20 protein-coding genes are annotated in these 21,406 nt (G+C 62.4%); 6 read left to right on the top strand and 14 right to left on the bottom strand.

The features are described from left to right. The first annotated feature begins 104 nt into the window (after positions 1–104). Both ACJJVH_RS28520 and ACJJVH_RS28515 read left to right on the top strand, forming a co-directional pair. Positions 105–737 carry a flavin reductase family protein gene (locus tag ACJJVH_RS28520; RefSeq protein ID WP_112795213.1) on the top strand — a complete coding sequence of 211 codons (633 nt, stop codon included), beginning with the start codon at positions 105–107 and terminating at the stop codon, positions 735–737. 17 nt (positions 738–754) lie between these two features. After that, the gene (locus ACJJVH_RS28515; RefSeq protein WP_113358789.1) at positions 755–1,477 is read left to right on the top strand and encodes an aspartate/glutamate racemase family protein; all 723 of its coding nucleotides are present in this window, start codon (positions 755–757) and stop codon (positions 1,475–1,477) included. A 200-nt stretch (positions 1,478–1,677) separates the two neighbouring features. Here the strand turns inward: ACJJVH_RS28515 and ACJJVH_RS28510 are convergent, their stop codons facing one another. From ACJJVH_RS28510 to ACJJVH_RS28460, 11 genes are all read right to left on the bottom strand, one after another. After that, positions 1,678–2,607 carry a LysR substrate-binding domain-containing protein gene (locus ACJJVH_RS28510; RefSeq protein ID WP_412066778.1) on the bottom strand — a complete coding sequence of 310 codons (930 nt, stop codon included), beginning with the start codon at positions 2,605–2,607 and terminating at the stop codon, positions 1,678–1,680. 75 nt (positions 2,608–2,682) lie between these two features. Further along, entirely contained in the window at positions 2,683–4,071 is a 1,389-nt protein-coding gene (gene argH, locus ACJJVH_RS28505) for an argininosuccinate lyase (RefSeq protein WP_412066777.1), read from the bottom strand. A gap of 48 nt (positions 4,072–4,119) precedes the next feature. Then, positions 4,120–5,481, bottom strand: coding sequence for an MmgE/PrpD family protein (locus ACJJVH_RS28500; RefSeq protein ID WP_412066776.1), 1,362 nt, complete (start codon positions 5,479–5,481; stop codon positions 4,120–4,122). Then, positions 5,471–6,370 (bottom strand): polysaccharide deacetylase family protein, encoded by a 900-nt coding sequence (locus tag ACJJVH_RS28495; RefSeq protein ID WP_412066775.1) that lies wholly within the window; start codon positions 6,368–6,370, stop codon positions 5,471–5,473. Before ACJJVH_RS28495 ends, ACJJVH_RS28500 begins: the two co-directional genes overlap by 11 nt. Next, positions 6,367–7,251 carry a polysaccharide deacetylase family protein gene (locus ACJJVH_RS28490; RefSeq protein WP_412066774.1) on the bottom strand — a complete coding sequence of 295 codons (885 nt, stop codon included), beginning with the start codon at positions 7,249–7,251 and terminating at the stop codon, positions 6,367–6,369. The genes ACJJVH_RS28495 and ACJJVH_RS28490 overlap by 4 nt, the downstream gene beginning before the upstream one ends. 117 nt (positions 7,252–7,368) lie before the next feature. Continuing rightward, positions 7,369–8,199 carry an ABC transporter substrate-binding protein gene (locus ACJJVH_RS28485; protein ID WP_412066773.1) on the bottom strand — a complete coding sequence of 277 codons (831 nt, stop codon included), beginning with the start codon at positions 8,197–8,199 and terminating at the stop codon, positions 7,369–7,371. Positions 8,200–8,238: 39 nt separating this feature from the next. Then, positions 8,239–9,000: an amino acid ABC transporter ATP-binding protein gene (locus ACJJVH_RS28480; RefSeq protein WP_112795209.1), complete on the bottom strand. Its 762-nt coding sequence runs from the start codon at positions 8,998–9,000 to the stop codon at positions 8,239–8,241. Continuing rightward, positions 9,000–9,815, bottom strand: coding sequence for an amino acid ABC transporter permease (locus tag ACJJVH_RS28475; protein WP_112795322.1), 816 nt, complete (start codon positions 9,813–9,815; stop codon positions 9,000–9,002). Before ACJJVH_RS28475 ends, ACJJVH_RS28480 begins: the two co-directional genes overlap by 1 nt. Before the next feature lie 267 nt (positions 9,816–10,082). Beyond that, positions 10,083–10,571 (bottom strand): NUDIX hydrolase, encoded by a 489-nt coding sequence (locus ACJJVH_RS28470; RefSeq protein WP_112795208.1) that lies wholly within the window; start codon positions 10,569–10,571, stop codon positions 10,083–10,085. Further along, positions 10,564–12,249, bottom strand: coding sequence for a Na/Pi cotransporter family protein (locus ACJJVH_RS28465; RefSeq protein WP_113435630.1), 1,686 nt, complete (start codon positions 12,247–12,249; stop codon positions 10,564–10,566). Before ACJJVH_RS28465 ends, ACJJVH_RS28470 begins: the two co-directional genes overlap by 8 nt. Before the next feature lie 211 nt (positions 12,250–12,460). Beyond that, positions 12,461–13,462 carry a LacI family DNA-binding transcriptional regulator gene (locus tag ACJJVH_RS28460; protein WP_112795206.1) on the bottom strand — a complete coding sequence of 334 codons (1,002 nt, stop codon included), beginning with the start codon at positions 13,460–13,462 and terminating at the stop codon, positions 12,461–12,463. Positions 13,463–13,644: 182 nt separating this feature from the next. On the opposite strand from ACJJVH_RS28460, the gene ACJJVH_RS28455 reads away from it, so the two are divergent. The 4 genes from ACJJVH_RS28455 (at position 13,645) to ACJJVH_RS28440 (ending at position 18,890) form a co-directional block, all read left to right on the top strand. Then, positions 13,645–14,673 carry an ABC transporter substrate-binding protein gene (locus ACJJVH_RS28455; RefSeq protein WP_112795205.1) on the top strand — a complete coding sequence of 343 codons (1,029 nt, stop codon included), beginning with the start codon at positions 13,645–13,647 and terminating at the stop codon, positions 14,671–14,673. Between the two features lie 87 nt (positions 14,674–14,760). Further along, on the top strand, positions 14,761–16,992 hold the full coding sequence (locus ACJJVH_RS28450; RefSeq protein WP_412066772.1) for an ABC transporter permease: 2,232 nt from the start codon (positions 14,761–14,763) through the stop codon (positions 16,990–16,992). Continuing rightward, positions 16,989–18,053, top strand: a complete 1,065-nt coding sequence (locus ACJJVH_RS28445; RefSeq protein ID WP_112795203.1) for an ABC transporter ATP-binding protein — start codon at positions 16,989–16,991, stop codon at positions 18,051–18,053. Before ACJJVH_RS28450 ends, ACJJVH_RS28445 begins: the two co-directional genes overlap by 4 nt. A 36-nt stretch (positions 18,054–18,089) precedes the next feature. Continuing rightward, positions 18,090–18,890 (top strand): inositol monophosphatase family protein, encoded by an 801-nt coding sequence (locus ACJJVH_RS28440; protein WP_112795202.1) that lies wholly within the window; start codon positions 18,090–18,092, stop codon positions 18,888–18,890. Positions 18,891–19,100: 210 nt separating this feature from the next. On the opposite strand, the gene ACJJVH_RS28435 is transcribed toward ACJJVH_RS28440, so the two are convergent. Genes ACJJVH_RS28435 through ACJJVH_RS28425 form a run of 3 tightly spaced genes read right to left on the bottom strand, consistent with a single transcriptional unit; the run spans position 19,101 to position 21,405 of the window. Further along, positions 19,101–20,498 (bottom strand): sensor histidine kinase, encoded by a 1,398-nt coding sequence (locus tag ACJJVH_RS28435; protein ID WP_113358502.1) that lies wholly within the window; start codon positions 20,496–20,498, stop codon positions 19,101–19,103. Beyond that, positions 20,495–21,166 carry a response regulator transcription factor gene (locus ACJJVH_RS28430; protein WP_112795200.1) on the bottom strand — a complete coding sequence of 224 codons (672 nt, stop codon included), beginning with the start codon at positions 21,164–21,166 and terminating at the stop codon, positions 20,495–20,497. Before ACJJVH_RS28430 ends, ACJJVH_RS28435 begins: the two co-directional genes overlap by 4 nt. A 2-nt stretch (positions 21,167–21,168) precedes the next feature. Beyond that, on the bottom strand, positions 21,169–21,405 hold the full coding sequence (locus ACJJVH_RS28425; RefSeq protein ID WP_112795199.1) for a hypothetical protein: 237 nt from the start codon (positions 21,403–21,405) through the stop codon (positions 21,169–21,171). Position 21,406 lies beyond the last annotated feature (1 nt).

Here is a 21,406-nt window from a genome sequence, read left to right as displayed (position 1 = left end):
TGATGCGGCGGAAAAAGTCAATCAGGGCCATTGGATTTTGATTGCAGAATTGTCAACAATATGGAATGATATTGTCAATCATAAATCGACATATGGATGGCGCGATGGAATTCGACTTTGCCGAGCTTGAACCTCAAAGCCGCTATCGGCTTTTGACGAACTTCGTCGGACCCCGCCCGATCGCCCTGGTCACGACGCGCTCGCCCGCCGGCCACAACAACGCCGCGCCTATGAGCTTCTTCAATGTCTTCTCGCACGATCCGCCGATCGTGGTGCTGGGCATACAACCGCGTCTGAACGGCGAGGAAAAGGATACGATCGCCAATATCCGCCGGACGCAGGAATTCGCCGTAAACATGGTGGATTTGGCAATTTCGCAGCAGATGCTGGTTTGCGGTCTCGGCTTCGGCAGCGACGTCGACGAGCTGGCGATGGCCGGCCTCTCTGCAGCCCCCTGCCGCAAGATAGATGCGGCCTATGCCGGCGAATCCCCCTGCGTTTTCGAATGCCGGGTGGAGCGTCTCATCGATTACCCACGCCGCACGCTCGTTCTCGGCGAGGTCGTCCATATGCATGTGCGGCGCAACTGCCTGGATGCCGCCGGGCACTACGTCGATCCGGAGAACTATCAGCCGATCGCCCGGCTGCATGCCGACAATTATATCGTCCCGGATCGCCAGTTCGTCCTCAAGGCTCCGCCGATCGCCGACTTCCTGAAGCCGCAAGACAAGGATTGATGAAAGGTCCCGTCTCCATGCATATCCGTCTCATCAATCCGAACTCGACAGCGTCCATGACGGCCCAGGCGCTGGACAGCGCCATGCGCGTCAAGCAACATGATACGCAGGTATCTGCCGCCAATCCGGCTGACACGCCCGTCAGCATCGAAGGCGCCGCCGACGAGGCCTCTTCCGTGCCGGGCATGCTCGCCGAAATCCGCAAGGGAGAAGCCCTCGGCATCGATGCCTATGTCATTGCCTGCTTCGACGATCCGGGCCTGCACGCCGCCCGCGAAGTCGCGCGCGGGCCGGTCATCGGCATCTGCCAGGCCGCCGTGCAGGTTGCCATGACCATCAGCCGCCGGTTCTCCGTCATCACCACCCTGCCCCGTTCGATCCCGATCATCGAGGATCTGGTGAGCGACTACGGTGCGGAGCGCCATTGCCGCAACGTGCGCGCCATCAACCTGCCGGTTCTCGGCCTGGAGGAAGATCCCGCCGAAGCGGAACGGCTGCTGATCGATGAAATCGAAAGGGCAAAGAAAGAAGATCGCGCCGAAGCCATCATTCTCGGCTGCGCGGGCATGTCCTCTCTCTGCGACCGGCTGCAGGCGGCAACCGGTCTTCCGGTCATCGACGGCGTCACCGCTGCCATCAAGCTTGCCGAAGCTCTGGTCGGGGCCGGCTATGCGACCTCCAAGGTCAATGCCTACGACTATCCGCGCATCAAGGGAGCGGAATGCCAGGCTTGTGTCTGACGCATTCCCATAACGACGGCGGCAACAGGCGGTCCCCCCATCGCGATCTCGTCATTCCTGCGCACCGATGCGGCGCGCGCGGGAATGGCGGATCCAGTGGCTTCGCGCGGATAGCAACCGCCCGGGAATACCCAACGATCGATGCACTGACAGCGGTGGGCCGAGCTCGACGGCAAACCGAGCGAAGTTCCCGCCGAGCATCAGGTCTGGCCTTCGCCAAAGCCGTCTGCACTTGCGCTGCAGGCGTGCCCGAGCCAATCGGCGAAGGCACGCACCTTCTGGCGCGCCTCCGCCCGGGCGGGCCAAAGGGCATAATAGCCATAGCCGCTGTCGATGATCCGTTCGAAGGGCGCGACAAGCTCGCCGCTTTCCAGGTCCTGCCGCGAAAAAGCGAGATCGCCCATCGTCACGCCGTAGCCGCTTGCCGCCGCGGTCATCGCGAAATCCTGGGTGTCGAAGACCTGATGACGGGACGCCTGGAAGGAATAGGCACCTTCGGCCTGCAACCATAGCGTCCAGTCGCTGTGGCGGGGGTTGGAATGCAGCAGCACGCAGTTCTGCAGGTTCTGCACCTCGGGCGGATTCCCGAGTTTGGAAAGCAGCTGCGGAGAACACATCGGCGTCAGGCGCTCGCGCAGCAGCGGCAGCACGTCCATGCCGGGCCAATGGCCGTTGCCATAGGTGATCAGCATATCGATGTCGCCGACGGAGAAGGTCGGGCGTAGAAACCAGGCGGTGTCGATATTGATATTCAGGTCTTCGTGATGGCGGTGAAGATCCGGCAGCCGCGGCAGGAACCATTTGCGCGCGAATGTCGGCGGCATGCGGATCGTCAATGAGCGCACGGTCGTTCTGGTCGCCTCGAACGAGGTCTTCAGCGAGGCGAGAAGACTGTCGACGATCGGGATGAGCGCCATGCCGCGCTCCGTCAGCGCCACCTTGCGCGTGTGACGCTCGAACAGGCTGCAGCCGAAATAATGTTCGAGCTGCTGGACCTGCCTGCTGATGGCGCTCTGGCTGAGATTGAGCTCGGTTGCCGCCGCGGTGAAGCTGCCCGTTTCCGCAACGACGGAAAAGGTCTGCAGGGTTTGCAGCGGCGGCAACCTGTTATGATCGAATCTCGGCTCCATTCCCTATCCGGCTTTCTCGCTGCTGTTGGAAGCGACAAGCTTTAAAGCATGCGGATCGAATGGCAACCGATGTGCTCAGGCGATCGCGCGGCGCATGATCTCCACGGCCTCCCTCACCCGGCGCGGGGCCGTTCCGCCCTTGTGATCCCGGCTGGCAACCGACCCTTCCACGGTCAGAACATCGAAGACATCCGCGCGGATGGATGGCGCAAAGGCCTGCATATCGGCAAGGGAAAGCTGCGAGAGCGTCGGCAGCGCCTTGTCGCGGGCCGCGCCCACGATCGCCGCAACGGCATGATGCGCATCGCGAAACGGCATCCCGGCGCGCACGAGGTAATCGGCAAGATCGGTCGCCGTCGAATAGCCCTGATTGGCGGCGGAGAGCATCCTGTCGCGCTTCACCGCGATGGTCGGAAGCATCTGGGCCGTGACGCTGACGGCGGCGCGAACGGTTTCGAGCGTATCGGTCAGCGGCGGCTTCGATTCCTGCTGATCCTTGTTGAAGGCCAGCGGCTGGCTTTTCATCAGGGCCGCGGAAAAAGCGAGGTTGCCGATGACACGAGCCGCCTTGCCGCGCACCAGCTCCGCCAGATCGGGATTGCGCTTCTGCGGCATGATCGAGGAGCCGGTGCAGAACTGGTCGCCGACCTCGATGAAATCGAACATCGGCGTGCACCACAGGATCACTTCCTCGCTGAAGCGCGAAAGGTGCCCCATGATGATCGAACCGGCGCTGCAGACATCGACCACATAGTCGCGGTCGGAAACGGCATCGAGCGAATTGGCAAAGGACCGGGAAAAACCGAGTCGGGACGCGCTGTATTCGGGATCGATAGGATAACCCGTGCCGGCCAGCGCGGCGGCACCGAGCGGCGAGATATTGAGACGCTCCCGGGCGGCGGTGACGCGATCGAGATCCCGCCGGAACATTTCGGCATAAGCCATCATATGATGCCCGAAGGTGACGGGCTGGGCGACCTGCAAATGCGTGAAGCCGGGCATGATCGCATCGGCATGCTGTTCGGCAAGATCGGCGAAGGCGCCGATCAGCGTCTTCAGATCGTCGGCCAGAAGATCCAGCTGCTCGCGCGCATAGAGGCGGATGTCGGTCGCGACCTGATCGTTGCGCGATCTGGCGGTGTGCAGCTTCTTGCCGGCATCGCCGATCAGCGCGATCAACCGGTTCTCGACGTTCGTGTGAACGTCCTCGAGTTCCGTCTTCCACTCGAAAGTGCCCGAACGCATCTCCTCGGCGACCTGATCGAGGCCGGTCTGGATCTGGTCGTTCTCCGCGGCGGTCAAGATGCCGGCGCGGGCCAGCATTTCGGCGTGAACCTTCGATCCGGCGACATCGTGCAGAGCAATGCGCTTGTCCTGGTCAAGGCATTCGTGAAAGCTCTCGAAATCCCTGGACACGGCCTCCTTGAAAAGCGGCGACCATGTAGCTTCTTTCTGATTTCTCATCTCGGTCTTCCCTTTTGGATGGATGCCGCCCTCCTCCGGGCGCATCTTCTATTGAAGCAGAGCAAGCAGGGTGCGGGCATCGGTCTGGTTTTCGAGATCGAGGACGAACTCGCTGAGGGCATCGACCTTGGATGCGGGTAACACCATCCCGGCAAGCTCGGCATATTTGCCGATCAGCCGCTCGTCGCTCAGAGGGTTCTGCGGGCCTCCCAGCGGAAACTCGACGACGAGCCGATGCCGCTCGCCAGCGGCGGTGACGATCGTGATGGCCGGTTCGTCCTCGTCCTTCATGGCAGGATCGATGCGGACGGCGATGCGATCCATCAGCTGGCCGATTTCCGCAGCCGACCAGGCCGCCTCTTCCAGTTCGGCCAGAAAGACCTTGCCGTAACGCAGCCGGGCGGCCAGCGCATAAGGCAGGCTCATCTGCGCCTGCGCGCGCGATTCAATGACCTTGCCGCCGCACATGCCATACTGGAAACCGCTGATATCGACCTCGACGGCGGCGATATCGGCAGGTGAAAGGCCATGGCGCTCAAGCATCAGGTCCAGCGCATCGATCCCCGCATGCGTGCCGCGGCAGGTGGCGTGCGGCTTGATGGAGCAGCGGTTCAAGCGCCAGTAGTCTCCAAAGTCGCGAACGAGCGCCTGCGGATCGCCCTTGCCCGCGCCGAAGGTCGCAAGGAAGCTGCCCCAGCGTTCTGCCTCGAAGACGCTGTCGGGACCTTCGAAACCCTGCCTCGCGAGACAGGCGGCCATCAGCCCGCCTTCGGCGGCGCGGCCGGCATGGAGCTTCTTGGTCGAACTGCCATTGTGGATGAAGGCCCAGGTGCCACCAGCGAAGGAGCAGGCGGAGCCGAGGGCAGACGCCATAGCAGTCATATCGAGGTTCACCATGCTGCCGACGGCGGCGGCGGCGGCGAATGCACCGCATGTGCCGGTGGAATGCCATCCGAGGGCGTTATGCTCTTCGTAACCGCCGACCGCTTCCAGCACGCGCCGACCGACCTCGTAGCCGAGCAGAACGCAGCGCAGAAGTTCACGGCCGCTGAACGGCCGGTCACGATCGCCGAGCGCGGCCAGCACGGCGGGCAGGACGACTGCACCGGAATGATCGCAGCCGCCGCTATCGTCAAGCTCATACGCATGAGCCGAAACGCCGTTGACGAAGGCTGACGTCCTTGCGTCAGAGGAAATGGGCCGGCCCCAGATTGGCGAGCGCCCGGCTCCGGCCTCAATGCCAAGCATCCGGACGACGGCATCCGTCTCGCGAGATACCGAGCCGGCAATCGCGGCACCCAGCGTATCGAGAATATGAAGCTTCGCCTTGTGAACGGTCTCGACGGGAAAGGCATCGAAGCCCGTTGCACATACGAGGCCGGCAAGCGTGCGGGTCAGATTATCGCTCACCGGCTCGCTCCTCGTCGACATAGGCGTCATAGACATTGATCGGGTGATCGGCAGGCGCGAAGACGCCTTTGCCGGCGTGCCAGCGGGCAACTTCGGCCGCTGTCGCCAGCCACACGTCGTCAAAACTTCCGATGTGCGCGAGCAAGGCTTCGACCAGCGCGATCCGGCCCGGCGTGCCGGTCCATTCGGGGCGAAGCTGAATGACGTAGCAGAGGCCGTATTTGCGGTAGGCGTCGAACTCGGCGATCCAGTTGCCGAGTACCGCCTCGTAAGACGGAATGCGGCTTTGCCCCTTCGGGAACGCAGGCGTGAAATTGAACTGGAAATAGGGCCGATCCTCCAGCTCGTTATGAATTGGAATTTCAACGAGCGAGGACGAATGGCTGTAGGGTACATCATCGCCGTTCAGCGATGCCGACCAGGTATAGCCGGCATCGACGAGCAGGCGGTCGAAACGACGCGGCCAGTTGCCGGCCGGAAGCCGGAAGCCGGAAACCTCGTTCGATGCGACTGTGTTCAACCTCTCACGGCTGCGCTTGAGCAGCGCCACGGCCGTCGGCGCATCCATCGCGTCGTAGCGCTCGAAATCCCAGCCATGGCTTTCGATCTCGTGGTGGGGCGACACGACATCTCGCAGCAGCCGCTCATGCTTTTCCGCTACCACGCCAGGCACAAACCAGCTCGTGGAGACACCGGCATCGGCAAAGGCGTTGCAGAGGCGCTCGACGCCGCGTGTGGCGCCATACTGCCAGACGGAAAAGCTCTTGCTGCGTGCTTTCAGATCCGGTGCCTGCGCGATGGCATCGAGCCCGTCATCGAAGATCACGGAGACGATGGCGGCGCATCTTTTGCCATGAGGCCAGAAGCCTTCAAAAACCGTGCTGGTCATGCCGCAATCTCCGGATGTCGTGCGATCCACCATCTTGCGATTTCGGCGCAATGCGTTGCCCAGACGCCATCGCCATGGGCAGCGATCGCCTTGAAAAGCCCTTCGAGGATGGCAAGCCGGCCGGGCCGCGCGCAGACCTTCGGATGCAGGATCGTCGTCCAACAGAGCCCTTCGCGATGATAACCTTCGAATTCGGCGCACCAGTTTTTCCGAACATCGGCATAGCCCGATATCCGGTCGAGGCCGATGGGGAAATCCGGGTCCTCGCTATAGGCGAGAGCGGTATAGTCGTCGATATCCCAGCGCCCCGGAATCTCGACCAGACCCCGGCCGCGCGGCGTCGCATGAAAGTAAGGGCGATCGTCACCGCGCATCGAGCTGGAATAGATCACGCCGAACTCGTGCAGCAACTGCGCCGTCTCGTCGCTCCAGTCGCCCGACGGCGTGCGGAAGCCGACCGGCGTCACACCCATTCGGCATTGGAAAATGTCGCGGGAACGCCCCATGATATCCAGCTGCTGCTGCCGGCTGCAGTCGATGAAGACCTCGTGATAATGGCCGTGATAGGCAATTTCATGGGCGTCGCGAAGAATGCGCTCGCATCGCGACGGCCAGTGTTCGACCACCCAGGTCGGAACGAAGAAGGTCGCCTTGAGCCCGTATTCACGAAGAAGATCGAGAAGCCGCGGCAGCGCCCGCCATGGACCATAGGCGCCTTGCGTGAAATAGCGCGGATTGGAGAGCAGCGAGCCGTCGAGCATCGCATCGCCCGTCGGGCCGTCGACATCGAAGGCGAGTGCCACGGCCGACTGCCGGCCTGCCGGCCACAGGCCTGGTTTCGCTGATTTGGTTGCATTCTTCGCAGTCATGGGACTCAGCATGCGTTTCGAGATGTTTTGGGTCGCAACCGTCCACCCGCGGGCGCTGAAGCGCCCCGGCCGATGGCTGTCTGCATGGAAGATGGAAGCGCCGCAGTGATCGCGGCGCTTCTTCAAGCGTTACTTGACGCCGTTGATGACGGCCTTCGGAACGGCGTTGTGAACGAGACCCCATTTCTTGAGGATCTCATCGTAGGTGCCGTCCTTGATCAGTCCGTCGAGAGCGCCGGCAACCGCATCGCGAAGGGCGGTATGGTCCTTCTTGAAGCCTATGCCGAACGTGTCGTTGCTGAGCAGCGGCTCGCCGACGAGCGTATAAGTGTTGGGCTCGATGCGCATCTGGTAGGCGATCGTTTCGATGCCCTGCACGACCGCGTCATAACGGCCCTGCTTCATGCCGAGACGGGCGGCGTTCGAATCCGCGGTTCCCTCGAACTTGATGGCGGGCTTGCCCTTGCCTTCGCAATTGGTCGCGCTCCAGGCCTTGACGTTGTCGCCGAAGGAGGTGCTGCGGCTTCCGGCAACCGTCTTGCCGCAGAGATCACTCGCCTGCTTGTAGGTTCCGGCATTGGCGTTGACGGTGAAAAGGATCGGACCGCTGGTGATGTAGTCAACAAAGTCCATGGCGGCCTGGCGCTTCACGTTGTCGCTCATGCCGGAGATGATCATGTCGGCACGGCCGGTCTGAAGGCCACTCTGCAGCTCCTGAAAGGCGGACGTCACGAAAACGGTCGTCAGATTAAGCTTCTTGGCGATGGCATTCGCCAGATCGACGTCGAAGCCATCGATCGTGCCGGTATCCGGATTGACGAATTCCATCGGCGGATAGATCGGGTTGGTCATGATGCGCAGTTCGCCGTCCTTGAGCAGGTTCAGGCTCGAATCCGCGGAGGCGGCTGTCGCAGCGAGAGATAGCAGGGCTACTGAGGCGGCGAGACGAATGAGTTTCATGAAATTCTCCTCTGATGTTCTTTCTTCAGGTTTTTGTTGTCAAAGCACCGCAGAGATGAAGTTCTTCACTCTGGGATTCCTGGGGTTCTCCAGAATTTCGCCGGGCGTGCCGGTCTCGACGATCATGCCGGCATCCATGAAGACGACGCGGTCGGCAACCTCGCGGCAGAAACCGATCTCATGCGTGACGACGATCATCGTCGTGCCGGAAGCGGCAAGCTCCTTCATGACGCCGAGGACTTCGCCGACGAGTTCCGGGTCGAGCGCCGAGGTCGGCTCGTCGAACAGCATGGCCTTCGGCTTCATCGCCAGCGCGCGGGCAATCGCGATGCGCTGCTGCTGGCCGCCGGACAGTTCGCCCGGATAGGCGCCCGCCTTGTCGGCGAGGCCGACGCGTTGCAGGAGAATGCGCGCCTCGGCGATGCATTCCTGCTTCGGCCGCTTCTGCACGCCGACCGGGCCTTCGATGATGTTCTGCAGCACCGTGCGATGCGGAAAGAGATGGAATTTCTGGAAGACCATGCCGACGGCCTGCCGCTGGCGGGCGATCTCGCGATCCGGCAGCGGAAAGAGACGGTTGCCCTCGCGGCGGTAGCCGGCGATTTCATCCTCGACCGTGACATAGCCGGCATCGATCTGTTCGAGCTGGTTGATGCAGCGCAGGAACGTGCTCTTTCCCGAGCCGGAAGGCCCGATGATGCAGACGACCTCACCCTTCCTGATCTCGAAATCGATGTCCTTGAGGACGTGAAAGGTGCCGAAGTATTTCTGCAGGCCGTGTGCCTTGATGATCGCATCCATCAGGAAGCCTCCCCGGCCAGAGCCTGGTTGGCGGCCTGCTGGGCGCTCGCATCGCGCCGCCCCCATCCCTTGGAGAAATGCCGCTCGATGTAGATCTGCCCGACGCTCAGGACGGTGACGACGATCATGTACCAGATGGCGGCCACGATCAGCAGTTCGATGACGCGCGAGTTGACATAGTAGATGTCCTCGACGTTTTTCAGCACTTCGGAATACTGGATGACGCTGGCGAGCGAGGTCAGCTTGACCATGCCGATGGTCTCGTTGCCGATCGGCGGAACGATGACCCGCATGGCCTGCGGCAGCACGATCTTCAGCGTTGCCCGCAGCTTCGTCATGCCGATCGACTGGGCGGCCTCCATCTGACCCTTGTCGATCGACAGAAGGCCGGCGCGCACGACTTCGGCCGTATAGGCGCCCTGCTGGATGCCAAGGCCGAGAAGGGCGGCGACGAACGGCGTCATGACGTCGACGGTGCGGATCGACCACAATCCCGGAATGCCGATGGTCGGGAAGATCAGGGCGAGATTGAACCAAAGGAGAAGCTGAAGCAGCGCCGGCGTGCCACGGAAGAGCCAGACATAGCCGACCGAAATGCTGCGTAGAACCGGATTGTCCGACATGCGCATGATGGCCGCGACGACGCCGAGGACAATGCCGACGATCATGGCACAGAAGGTCATGATGATCGTATTGCCGACCCCGATCATGACCGCCCTGGCAAACAGGTTCTGTCCGACATATTCCCAGGCAATATCGCCCTTCCAGAAGGCTCTCGCCAGAAGAAGAAGGAGGATGATGCAGATCGCCGCCATGATCTTGGTGCCGATTTTTCGCTGCGGCACGATCACGAGCGCATTCACGTCGAGTGGCGCTGAGTTCGTCAAGTTTCGATCCCCTGAGCTCGTTGGTGAGCTTCCGTTTTCTAGTGGGGAAAACTTACGTTGCTTTTGAATTCATCCGCAAACGAGATTTGAACATGCGATTTATGCGCCACATGCATAAATCGCGCATGCCGGCGGTACGGTTTCAGCGCAGACCGCGGTGCTTGCGGCTGCCCGGCCCAGAGGGATCGGGTGCCTTCACTTGTCCTGCGCGAGAGCCGTTTCGACCATGCGCAGCAGGCTCTTCAATTCCGGCTCGCGCACGCGCGCCGCTGCCTCATTTGGCGAAAACCATTGAAGCTGGCGCTGTCTCCGCTCGGGAAAGCGGTCGTCCAATCCGGACACTTCGAGAAGGTGAACCTGCACGATGGATGGAACGGTCTCGCCGGTATCGAGCGATTTCAGATAGGTATAACGACCGAAGCTCTTCTTTCGTGCTTTTCCCTTGACCCCCGCCTCTTCCCAGGCCTCGCGCTCGGCGACCTGATGCGGCAGCTTCTTGTCCATCGGCCATCCCTTGGGGATCACCCAGCGGCCGCTCTCGCGCGATGTGATCAGCAGGATTTCGACATCCTTCTGCCCCGGCAGGCGCCTGTAACAGATCGCGGCATACTGCTCTATCGAACGGCCGGCAAAGATCTTCTGCGCTTCGCCCGCCAGGCGTCTGAGATAGGTCTTTTTAGTCATTCGCCGTCACTGCCGCCTGTGGAACCGGGCTTGGCGTCCGGCTTTGCAAGAGTTCGCCGCGCTCCTCCAGAACGGGATAGGCGGCAGCGGCGACGAAGTGGGAATTGATCTGCTTGAGATCGCGCAGCAGGTCGAGATGAAGGGAGCTGGTCTCTGCCGTCTCGATCCCGCCCTGGCGCAGACGCTGAAAATGCGCTTCCGTTCCCTCGCGCTCCGCCTTGCGAAAGATGACTTTCTCCTGCGCCAGCATACGGGCGGCGCTCTCGTTCTGCGTCATGAACAGGGCGGCCGTCGTCTGCAGGTTCGATTGCAGACGGTCGAACAGCCTTGCCAGCTCGAGCTGGCCTTCCTTGGAGAAGCTCAGACCCCGGCGCAGGCGTTTGGCCAGATGCGGCAGAAGGTTCTGGTCCAGCACATCGCCGGCGTGCTCCATGTTCATCGAAAACAGCAATATCTCGTTCAGCCGCCGCCTGTCGGCTTCGCCGAGCTCATCCGGATCGATCGAGGTCAGATAGGTTTTTACCGCCGTGTTGAGACTGTCGAGGATGTTGTCCAGAGACCGCAGGCGCGTCAGGGCTTTTCGGTCCGTCTCGGAAAGGGCGAGCTTCGCCCCCGCGAGCATTTCCGAGAGCACGTCGACCAGTCTCAACGCCTCGCGCGCAGCCGCGCCGAGAGCCACGACTGGCGTCTCCTTGGCGGCAGGATCGAGATATCTCGGGCGCGTCGGGTCAGCCTCGTCGATCTTCTGCGGCAGCAGTTTCGTCAGCAGATCGGCATAGGGCCGCAGGAGCGGCATGAATATGACGGCCAGCACGATATTGAAGGCACTGTGGAAATTGGCGACGGCCCGGGCGCTGTCGCTGTCGATCATCGCCGACAGGCGTGTGACCGGCTCCAGGAAGCCGATCATCGCAGCCACACCGACAATGCGCGTCAGCATGTTGCCGATCGGCAGCCGCTTGACGGACAGATCAGAGCCCGATTGCCCTTCGATCAGCGGATTGATCGCGGTTCCGAGATTGGCTCCGAGGACGAGGGCAAATGCCTGGTCGATATTGACGAGGCCCTTGCTTGCCAGGGACATGATGAGCAGCACCACGGCAACGCTGGAGTGGGCCGCCCAGGTCAGAATCGCGGCCAGAAGCAGGCTGAGAACCGGGGTCGACGCGATGGCATCCAGCACGTAGGCCAGCGCCTTCGATCCCTCATATTGCGTCATCAGGTCGAGCAGCTGGTGCAGCGCCAGAAGCATGAAGCCAAGCCCGATCATGACGCGTCCGAGATCGTGCACGCGGGAATTCGCGGTTCGGCGGAACATCAGCACGCCGATAAGGATGAGCGCCGGCGAAGCAGCGGCAACATCGAAGGACAGCACCTGGACGATCAGGGTCGTGCCGACATTGGCGCCCAGCATCACGGCAAGCGCCGGCACGAGGTCCACCAGCCCGCCCGCCGCGAAGCCGGAGGCCATCAGACCGGTTGCCGTGCTGCTTTGCAGGATGGCGGTAACGCCGATGCCGGCGAAGAACGCCTTGATGCGATTGCTCAGCGCGCGGCCCAGAAAGGAGCGCAGATCGGGGCCGAAGGCGCGCTGGATGCCCGTCTGGACCATGCGCGTGCCCCACAGCAAAAGGGCGATGTGGCCAGCCAGAGCAACAAGGCCGAAAATAAGCGCCATAACGGTCCTCCGTATGCTTGTGACGCCCGATCCGATGCCGGACGACAATATCTCAGTTCGCTAAGTTTTCATTAGCCGACTATGTTTCTCCCCTGTTTGCATCTTTTGCAAGGCGAATTGTCACAAAACTGTCATAAATTTTATTTATGCATTTATAAACAAAAAGATAGAAGGTAAATTCTTCTGCAATCCTTCTGTTATGGACCTGCGGTCAGCCGCCCCTGACCGAATCGCGCCAGACGAGTTCGGGCTGTAGCCTCAGCGATCTGCCCTGCGCGACGCCACTCCCGGACAGCCATGTCACCGCCTCGCGCGCGATTGCCGTCACCGGCTGCGAAAATGTCGTCAGCCGATAGGACGACCAGGAAGCCTGCTCGATGTCATCGAAGCCGACGACGCAGAGCTGCTGCGGAACGGAAAGCGAAAACTGGTGGCGGGCGGCGTCCATGAATCCGCAAGCCAGCAGATCCGTTGCGCAGAAGACGCCGTCGGGCCGTTCCTTGCGGGTGAGCAAGCGCTGCGCCAAGATCCGGCCGGCCTCATATCCAGTCCAGCCATGCCGCTCGACGACGACGTCCAGGCCGTGATCCCTGGCGGCGGCGATGAAACCCTCCTCCCTTGCCATCAGGCTCGGCGTGCCGGCCTCCGAATTCGCAAAGGCAAGCCGGGTGCACCCGGCCCGAACGAAGGCCGTCACCACACGCGCCGCCGCCTCGCGGTCGTCGAGATTGATGTGCAGCGGTCCCGACTGGTCCTCATCGCGATTGATCAGCACGAGCCGTTGCCCGCTGCGCAGGCAGAGCTGCGTGATCGATTTGTCCGGCAGGCCGGACAGGATGACGGAGGCATCGGCACGGTAACGGATAGCCTGCTGCAAGGCCCTGTTGACGCTGCCGTCGGAGCGATCGGTATTGATCAGCATCGCCACCTTCCCCGCATGCTGCAACTGCAAGGTCAGCTCACGCAACAGGGCGGAGCGATAGGGCGTCGCAACATCGGAAACGATGAGGCACACGATACCGCTCTCATTGCGCATGAGCCCGCGGGCGAGATGATTGACCTGATAGCCAAGCTCTTCGGCCGCCTGCAGAACCTTTTGCCGCGTCGCTTCGGAAACGCTGGCGCCGGGGGTGAATGCGCGCGACACCGCCGAGCGCGAGACGCCGGCTCGCTGCGCCACTTCCTCAGCGCTGACAAAATCTCGTTGCGACACGGTGCCTCCCTAGTCTTCGATGGACTTGAGCATAGATTGCAATCGCGTGCAACATGGCAATCATGTCAGTATTGTGAAACTTTTGTGACAATGCTGGTTGACATGGTGAAGCAACCAATGCAGCATTTGCACACGCTTGCAAAAGCGCTCGGCGTGGAGGCGCCGCAAAGCAGGAGGACATCATGCGATTGGTCAACATGGCTGCGGCGGCACTTGCCGCGGGAATATCTCTTATTGCCTGGTCGGCGCACGCTGCCGGCGATCTCAACGTGATCTGCTCCGCAGATCCCGAAGTCTGCGACCTGATGAAGGGTCTGTTCGAAAAGCAGAGCGATATCAAGGTCAACATGGTTCGGCTTTCCGCCGGAGAAACCTATGCCAAGATCCGCGCCGAGGCGCGCAATCCGAAGACCGACATCTGGTGGGCGGGAACCGGCGACCCACATCTGCAGGCCGCAGCCGAAGGCTTGACCCTGGAATATAAATCGCCGCTCTTCGACCAGCTTCAGGACTGGGCCAAGAAGCAGGCGGAAAGCGCCAATTTCCGCACGGTCGGCGTTTATGCCGGCGCGCTCGGCTGGGGATACAACACCGAAATCCTGAAGAAAAAGGGCCTGAAGGAGCCGAAGTGCTGGGCCGACCTGCTCGATCCCTCCTACAAGGGCGAGATTCAGATCGCCAACCCGAATTCGTCGGGCACATCCTACAACACGCTAGCGACGCTCGTTCAGATCATGGGCGAGGACAAGGCTTTCGATTACCTGTCGAAGCTCAACGCCAACATCTCGCAATATACCAAATCGGGCTCCGCTCCGGTGAAGGCGGCCGCGCGCGGGGAATCGACGATCGGCATCGTCTTCATGCATGATGCCGTTGCCCAGACCGTCGAAGGCTTCCCCATCAAGGCGGTCGCGCCTTGCGAAGGGACCGGCTACGAGATCGGCTCCATGTCCATCATCAAGGGCGCCAGAAACCTGGAGAATGCCAAGAAGTGGTACGACTGGGCGCTGAGCGCCGAGGCGCAGTCGCACATGAAGGACGCCAAGTCCTATCAGCTCCCCTCCAACAAGTCGGCCGAGGTTCCGAAGGAAGCGCCGAAGTTCGAGGACATCAAGCTGATCGACTACGACTTCAAGAAATATGGCGATCCGACCGTCCGCAAAGCCCTGCTTGCCCGATGGGACAAGGAAATCGGCGCGAAGGCCAACTGATCGTCCCCTCGATCCTGCGGGCCGGGGCGCACATGCATCCGGCCTGCACCACATCTGAACTTTGCTGAATGGGATGCGAATCCGACCATGACCAATAGCAAACGCCGGCTGGATGTCGCACTTGTTCTCGGCATCGCCGCCTTGATACTACTCCCATGGTATCGCATCGAAGGCGGCTTCTTCGGCTTTGACTGGCTGGGCAGCTTTCCTCGCGACCCCTCCACAGCGCCTGGAATCCTGCAGATCGCCAGTTATGGCCGATGGTGGCTCGCGATCGCCGCCGGGCTCTTCGTGCTCGGCGGCATCGCGCGCTTCGTTTCCAACCCCATGCGCCGCGGCGCGCTCATGGCCCTTGCCGGTGCACTGGGTTGCGTCTTTCTATCGCTGCAAGGCCTTGCGATCGCCTCGTCGGGCTGGAGCTGGACGATCAGCGAAACCATGTTCGGAGCACTGGCGGACGGTCAGCCGGCGATGGGCGCCGGCGCCATCACGCTTGGCATCGTCTTCGTGCTGCTCTTCTCCTTCGGCCTTGCGGAACGCGGCGTGATGAAGGGTGATGCCTTCGTCGTCAGCGCCATCACCATGCTGGTCGTCCTTGTGGCGATCTTCGTATTCTACCCGGTCGGCAGCATGTTCATCGGGGCCTTCCAGTCGTTCGATGGCTCGTTCGATCCGACCGGCTTCACGACGAACATTCAGGATCCATCCATCTGGAGCCTCAGCTGCATCGTCGGCGGCGACCGTTGCGGCGTTGCCTGGCGCACGCTCTGGCTCGCCATCCTCACGGCCGGGGGATCGACGCTGCTCGGTCTCTGCTTCGCGCTTGTCGCCACCCGTACCAACTTTCCCTTCAAGAAGGGATTGAGGCTGCTGACGATTCTCCCGATCATCACGCCGCCCTTCGTGGTCGGCCTTGCCCTGACCTTGCTGTTCGGGCGGGCGGGCGTGGTGACGCAGGCAGCAGCATCGATCTTCGGCACGGAGCCAGGCCGCTGGCTCTACGGCCTGACCGGCATATGGATCGCGCAGGTCCTCTCCTTCACGCCGATTTCCTTCCTGGTTCTCATCGGCGTCGTCGAAGGCGTAAGCCCGTCGATGGAGGAAGCGTCGCAGACCCTGCGCGCCAACCGCTGGCGCACTTTCTGGCGGGTATCCCTGCCCCTGATGAAGCCCGGCCTGGCAAATGCATTCCTGATCGGCTTCATCGAGAGCATGGCCGATTTCGGCAATCCGATGGTGCTCGGCGGCAGCCATGGGGTTCTGTCGACCGAGATCTTCTTCAGCGTCGTCGGCGCGCAGAACGACCCGTCGCGTGCCGCCGTCCTCGCCATGGTCCTGCTCTTCTTCACCTTGAGCGCATTCCTTGCCCAGCGCCTGTGGCTGCAAGGCAAGAGTTTCGCGACGGTGACGGGCAAAGGCGATTCCGGCGCCCACGCAGCCCTTCCCCGCGGCCTTTCGATCGCAATTCATGCGCTCGTCATTCCCTGGATGATCTTTACGGTCGTGGTCTACCTCATGATCCTCTTCGGCGGTTTCGTGCGCACCTGGGGTCTCGACAACACGCTGACGGTCGAGCATTACGTCAAGGCTTTCTCCATCGGCCTGCGCGACGATGGCGGCCTTGCCTGGAGCGGCGTTGCCTGGAATTCCTTCTGGACGACGATGGAGATCGCCCTGATTTCCGCGCCGCTGACGGCCGCCGTCGGATTGCTCACCGCCTATCTCATCGTGCGCCAGAAGTTCGTCGGCCGCGGCCTGTTCGAGTTCGCGCTGATGATGAGCTTTGCCATCCCCGGCACGGTCATCGGCATCAGCTACATCATGGCCTTCAATTTGCCGCCGCTGGAGATGACGGGAACGGCATTGATCCTCGTCGCCTGCTTCGTCTTCCGCAACATGCCGGTCGGCGTTCGCGGCGGCGTGGCGGCCATGAGCCAGCTCGACAAGAGTCTCGACGAGGCATCCCTGACGCTGCGCGCCGACAGCCTGAGAACCATAAGGAAAGTGATCCTGCCCTTGCTGCGGCCGGCGATCAATGCTGCGCTGGTCTATTCCTTCGTGCGCGCCATCACCTCGATCAGCGCGGTCATCTTCCTTGTCAGCGCCCAGTACAACATGTCCACCGCCTATATCGTCGGCCTCGTCGAAAACGGCGAATACGGCGTCGCGATCGCTTATTCCTCCGCTCTCATCGTCGTCATGATCACCATCATCGCCGGCTTCCAGCTGCTCGTCGGCGAAAGACGCCTGCGGCGCGTAAACCGTGTCGCAACGACGCCGACGACGCCCGCATCCCTCGCTCAGGAGAAAACCGCATGAACCCGAAGGCTCCCGGTTCCGTCGTCTTCGAGAATGTCCGCAAGAGCTTTGGCGCGTTCACCGCCATTCCCGACCTGTCGCTCACCATAGAGCCTGGGACGCTCGTGACCCTGCTCGGCCCTTCGGGCTGCGGCAAGACGACGACGCTTCGCATGCTGGCGGGGCTGGAGCATCCCTCCTCCGGACGCATCCTGATCGGCGGCAAGGACGTCACCATGCTCCCGGCGAACGAGCGCGATGTCTCGATGGTCTTCCAGAGCTACGCGCTGTTTCCGCATATGACCGCGCTCGACAATGTCGCCTACGGGCTCGAATCCTCCGGCATGAAGCGCAAGGAGGCACGCGAAAAGGCGGAAAATGCCTTGAGCCTCGTCGGGTTGGCGGGCATGGGCGTGCGTCTGCCGGCAGAATTATCCGGCGGCCAGCAGCAGCGGGTCGCCGTGGCGCGCGCCCTCGTCGTCGAGCCTCAGGTCCTGCTTCTTGACGAACCGCTCTCCAATCTCGACGCTCGGCTGCGCCGCCGCGTCAGGACGGACATCCGCGAATTGCAGCAGCGCCTCGGCTTCACCGCTGTCTACGTGACCCATGATCAGGACGAGGCCCTTGCGGTTTCCGATCGCATCATCGTCATGAAGGATGGCGGGATCGCCCAGCAAGGCGCGCCGCGCGAGCTCTACGACGCTCCCGCCTCCGCCTTCATCGCCGACTTCATGGGCGAGGCCAACGTCATGCCATGCGATATCATCGAGGTCGATGGCGACAGCGCGACGATTGCGATCGAGGGACTTCGCCACAAAGTGAACGGCCGCTCCGTCAAGCGCGGCCCCGCGCAGCTCGCCGTCCGGCCGAACGCCATCACGCTGACGCCGCGCAGGGACGATAGCCCGTTCAACGGCCAGATCGTCCATTCCGCCTATCTCGGCGATCACGTCGAGTATGAGGTGCAGACCGAGCGTGGCTCCCTCTTCGTCGTCGACACGACCGTCGACGCAGCTCTTCCTCCCCGCACGGACGTCGCGATCGCCTTCAAGGATCGCGGCATCGCAGTCATCGGCGGCTGAATGCCGTCAAACATCAGACGATCAAGGACATATCGCATGACATCCGCATCTCCCGCCGATCTCGAAACCCGTTTTGCGCTTGCCGAGACTATCGGCCGCGAGGCAGGAAAGCTCGCCCTCGATTATTTCAAACGTCGAGAGACGCTGATCATCGAAACCAAGCGCGACCTGCAGGACGTCGTGTCGATCGCCGACCGCGATGTCGAAAATCTCATCCGCGGCCGTATCCACCAGGCCTACCCTGACGACAGCATTCTTGGCGAAGAATACGGCCTGGAGACGGGCACGTCGGGCTATACCTGGGTCGTAGACCCCATCGACGGCACCAGCCCCTTCGTCAACGGCATGCCCAATTGGTGCGTTTCCATCGCCGTGCTGCACGACGGCGTTCCGGTAGTGGGCGTCATCTCGGCCCCCTGCCACGACGAGCTCTATGCCGCCGCGCTCGGAAAGGGCGCTACCCTGAACGGCAAGAGCCTCAAGCTCGATTCTGCGCGCAACATCCGCAATGCCGTCACCGGCATCGGCGCCAACAATCACGTTACCCCCGCCTTCGTCGCAAGAATGATCGAGCAGCTTCTGGAGGCCGGAGGCAATTTCGTCCGCAATGGATCGGGCGCCCTCATGCTCGCCTACGTCGCGGCCGGCCGGCTGGTCGGCTACTACGAACCCTATATGCATGCCTGGGATTGCCTTGCCGGCTATTGCCTCGTGAAAGAAGCCGGCGGCTGGTATCATCCCTTCCCCACGGAAGGCGAACGCCTGACCAAGGGATCGGTGGTTCTGGGGGCGGCCCCGGGCGCTATCGACGATCTACGCAGGATCGCCGGCGTTTAAGGCTGGAACCGATATGCCGGCAGTGCCGGATGGTCGCCACGCAGCCTGAAGAGCCGCGATCCGAAACCCGTTCCGCCCGCCATTTATGCGAAAGCAAGGTGGCGAGCGGGCACCGACGCGGCTCCGGAGGCAAAAAACAGGGCACGATGCCGGCCTCTTATACGTTTCGGCATCGTATTTTAGAGCCCTTCCGCTTTTCCTGGGATCGCCCTACTCCTCCAGCGCCGCCTGCCTGTCCTTGATCAGCCGCATCGGCAGACTGACCGTCACCGACAAGCCGCCGAGGCCGGAGCGGGCGAGTGTCAGCTTTCCGTCATAGGCCTCCACCAGATCCTTCGCGATGGCGAGCCCGAAACCGGTGCCGGCGACGCTTTCGTCAAGCCGCCTGCCGCGGCGGATGAAGGCGATCTCCGCGTCCTCCGGCAAACCGGGACCATCGTCTTCGATAAGCAGTTCCACGCCTTCGTGCTCGGGCAGGAGCGAAAGGCAGACCTTGACCCTGCCCGCCGCCCACTTCCTGGCATTGTCGATCAGGTTGCCGGTAATGTCCGCGAAATCGGCTTCGTCGATCGCCAGCCACATTTCGCCCGGCGCGACAAGATCGAACTCGATCTCGCGCTCGACCGACAGGCGGCGCATGACCGAGATGATCTTCTGCAGATCGGCGCTGGCGTTCAGGACACCCACCGTATGGGCGGCCGCCAGGCTTGCGCGGGTTTGCGCCAGCGTTCGCTTGATCTGCGCCTCCATGCGGCTGACTTCCGTCTGGATCGCCGCCGCCCGTTCCGACATCCCCTCTTCCGAAAGGATGCGCGCCGTCGCCTCGAGCGCGGCCAGCGGCGTCTTGAGGCCATGGGCCAGATCGCCGGCGCGGGCGCGGGCCTGGGTCAATTGCGTCTCGCGCGACGCCAGAAGGCCGTTGAGGTCGTCCACGAGAGGCTGGACTTCGCGCGGAAACTGGCCGGTGATCTTGCGCGCGGAGCGCTCCTGCACGGCCATCAAGGCCGTGCGAAGATCGTTCAGCGGCCGCAAACCGTAGCGCAGAAACGCCATGACGGCCGCGATGAGGGCGACCGAGAGCACGCCGAGCGAGGGCGCCATGGCATAAAAGAAGCGCCAGCGCGCCGGCGCCAGCTCGCTATTGTCGAGCGCCATCACGATATCGACGATCTGATCGCCTGACGCCGAAGGGATCGAGATCGATCGTTCGACAGCGAGAAGATGGCTGCCGTTCGGCCCCTTCATATCCGTCGCCCTGTCGGCGTCGCGAGGGCGGGAGCGGGAACGCAGCCATGGCAGGTTCTGCTCCCAGAGCGATTGCGAGCGCAGTTCGACATTGCCGTTTCGCCCGATCTGCCAGTAGAAACCGCCATTCGGGATGCCGAAGCGGGGATCGGTCGGCGTATCGTCGAGAAAGAGCTGGTTGGATGAATTGATATCGACGGCGGCCAGCAGGACGCGCAATTCCTCGTCTATCTCGGAGAGCGCGAGCGCCCGGACGGCCAGCCCCGAGATGGCGTTGATGCCGACACCGGCAAGAAAGGTCGCGACGATGATCGCCACCACGGAACCGAGCAGCAGCCGTCCCCGCAACGAGAACGGTGTCATGAGGGCGGCGCCTCGCGCGGAATGACATAGCCCTGGCCGCGGCGCGTCTCGATGACGGTTCCGTCGAATTTGCGCCGCAGGCGCGCGACGACGACCTCGAGCGCATTCGACAGAAGCTCCGTCTCCTCGTCATAGATGCTGTCGGCGATCTGCGAGCGCGACAGGACCGTGCCGGCATTGTGCAGCAGATAGGCGAGAAGCCGGTATTCGAGCGCCGTGACCTGAACCGGCTGGCCGCGAAACGACACCGTGCGCTGACGGGTATCGAGCTCGAGAACGCCATTGGACAATATCGGTGACGATTGCCCGGTCGCACGGCGCATCAGGGCGCGCACGCGCGCCAGAAGCTCCTCCATGCGAAAGGGCTTTGTGAGGTAATCGTCCGCGCCGGCGTCCATGCCGTCGACCTTGTCGCGCCAGCCGTCCCTGGCCGTCAGGATGATCACCGGCATGCCGCGCCGTTCGGCGCGCCAGCGCCGCAGCACCGTCAGCCCATCGAGCTTCGGAAGTCCGAGATCGAGAATCACCAGGTCGAAATGCTCGATGTCTCCGCGATACCACGCCTCTTCGCCGTTGCTGACCGTCGAGACGACATAATGCTGATCCTCCAGGCAGCGGCGCATATCCGCCACGATACTGGGCTCGTCCTCGGCAATCAGAATGCGCATCGTCAGCGTCTCTCGATCACGGCGAGCGAAACACCATCGAGCACGATATCGCCGCGCTTGCCGTCGGCTTTCAGCACGCGCACGGCGTAAGCCTGGCGTCCGGCCCGGCGAACCCGCTTGATTCGCAGTACCCTTCCCGGCATTTCGCGCGCGACGACTGCATAGATGTCGCGCAGCGGCCGCAGCGGGCCGGAATCCTCCACCAGGACGCTGCTATGCGAACGGGCCGATGCGTCCATG

It is taken from the genome of Rhizobium sp. SYY.PMSO (genome assembly GCF_046840415.1).
In the GTDB taxonomy this organism is placed as follows: Bacteria; Pseudomonadota; Alphaproteobacteria; order Rhizobiales; family Rhizobiaceae; genus Rhizobium.
This window is presented reverse-complemented; position numbering and strand designations above follow the sequence as displayed.

What these genes read in the sequence shown, in the direction of transcription:
- ACJJVH_RS28520 (WP_112795213.1), top strand. Translation starts at nt 105, where the DNA reads ATGGAATTCGACTTTGCCGAGCTTGAACCTCAAAGCCGCTATCGGCTT.
- ACJJVH_RS28515 (WP_113358789.1), top strand. Translation starts at nt 755, where the DNA reads ATGCATATCCGTCTCATCAATCCGAACTCGACAGCGTCCATGACGGCC.
- ACJJVH_RS28510 (WP_412066778.1), bottom strand. Translation starts at nt 2,607, where the DNA reads ATGGAGCCGAGATTCGATCATAACAGGTTGCCGCCGCTGCAAACCCTG.
- argH (WP_412066777.1), bottom strand. Translation starts at nt 4,071, where the DNA reads ATGAGAAATCAGAAAGAAGCTACATGGTCGCCGCTTTTCAAGGAGGCC.
- ACJJVH_RS28495 (WP_412066775.1), bottom strand. Translation starts at nt 6,370, where the DNA reads ATGACCAGCACGGTTTTTGAAGGCTTCTGGCCTCATGGCAAAAGATGC.
- ACJJVH_RS28490 (WP_412066774.1), bottom strand. Translation starts at nt 7,251, where the DNA reads ATGCTGAGTCCCATGACTGCGAAGAATGCAACCAAATCAGCGAAACCA.
- ACJJVH_RS28485 (WP_412066773.1), bottom strand. Translation starts at nt 8,199, where the DNA reads ATGAAACTCATTCGTCTCGCCGCCTCAGTAGCCCTGCTATCTCTCGCT.
- ACJJVH_RS28480 (WP_112795209.1), bottom strand. Translation starts at nt 9,000, where the DNA reads ATGGATGCGATCATCAAGGCACACGGCCTGCAGAAATACTTCGGCACC.
- ACJJVH_RS28475 (WP_112795322.1), bottom strand. Translation starts at nt 9,815, where the DNA reads ATGGCGGCGATCTGCATCATCCTCCTTCTTCTTCTGGCGAGAGCCTTC.
- ACJJVH_RS28470 (WP_112795208.1), bottom strand. Translation starts at nt 10,571, where the DNA reads ATGACTAAAAAGACCTATCTCAGACGCCTGGCGGGCGAAGCGCAGAAG.
- ACJJVH_RS28465 (WP_113435630.1), bottom strand. Translation starts at nt 12,249, where the DNA reads ATGGCGCTTATTTTCGGCCTTGTTGCTCTGGCTGGCCACATCGCCCTT.
- ACJJVH_RS28455 (WP_112795205.1), top strand. Translation starts at nt 13,645, where the DNA reads ATGCGATTGGTCAACATGGCTGCGGCGGCACTTGCCGCGGGAATATCT.
- ACJJVH_RS28450 (WP_412066772.1), top strand. Translation starts at nt 14,761, where the DNA reads ATGACCAATAGCAAACGCCGGCTGGATGTCGCACTTGTTCTCGGCATC.
- ACJJVH_RS28445 (WP_112795203.1), top strand. Translation starts at nt 16,989, where the DNA reads ATGAACCCGAAGGCTCCCGGTTCCGTCGTCTTCGAGAATGTCCGCAAG.
- ACJJVH_RS28440 (WP_112795202.1), top strand. Translation starts at nt 18,090, where the DNA reads ATGACATCCGCATCTCCCGCCGATCTCGAAACCCGTTTTGCGCTTGCC.
- ACJJVH_RS28435 (WP_113358502.1), bottom strand. Translation starts at nt 20,498, where the DNA reads ATGACACCGTTCTCGTTGCGGGGACGGCTGCTGCTCGGTTCCGTGGTG.
- ACJJVH_RS28430 (WP_112795200.1), bottom strand. Translation starts at nt 21,166, where the DNA reads ATGCGCATTCTGATTGCCGAGGACGAGCCCAGTATCGTGGCGGATATG.
- ACJJVH_RS28425 (WP_112795199.1), bottom strand. Translation starts at nt 21,405, where the DNA reads ATGGACGCATCGGCCCGTTCGCATAGCAGCGTCCTGGTGGAGGATTCC.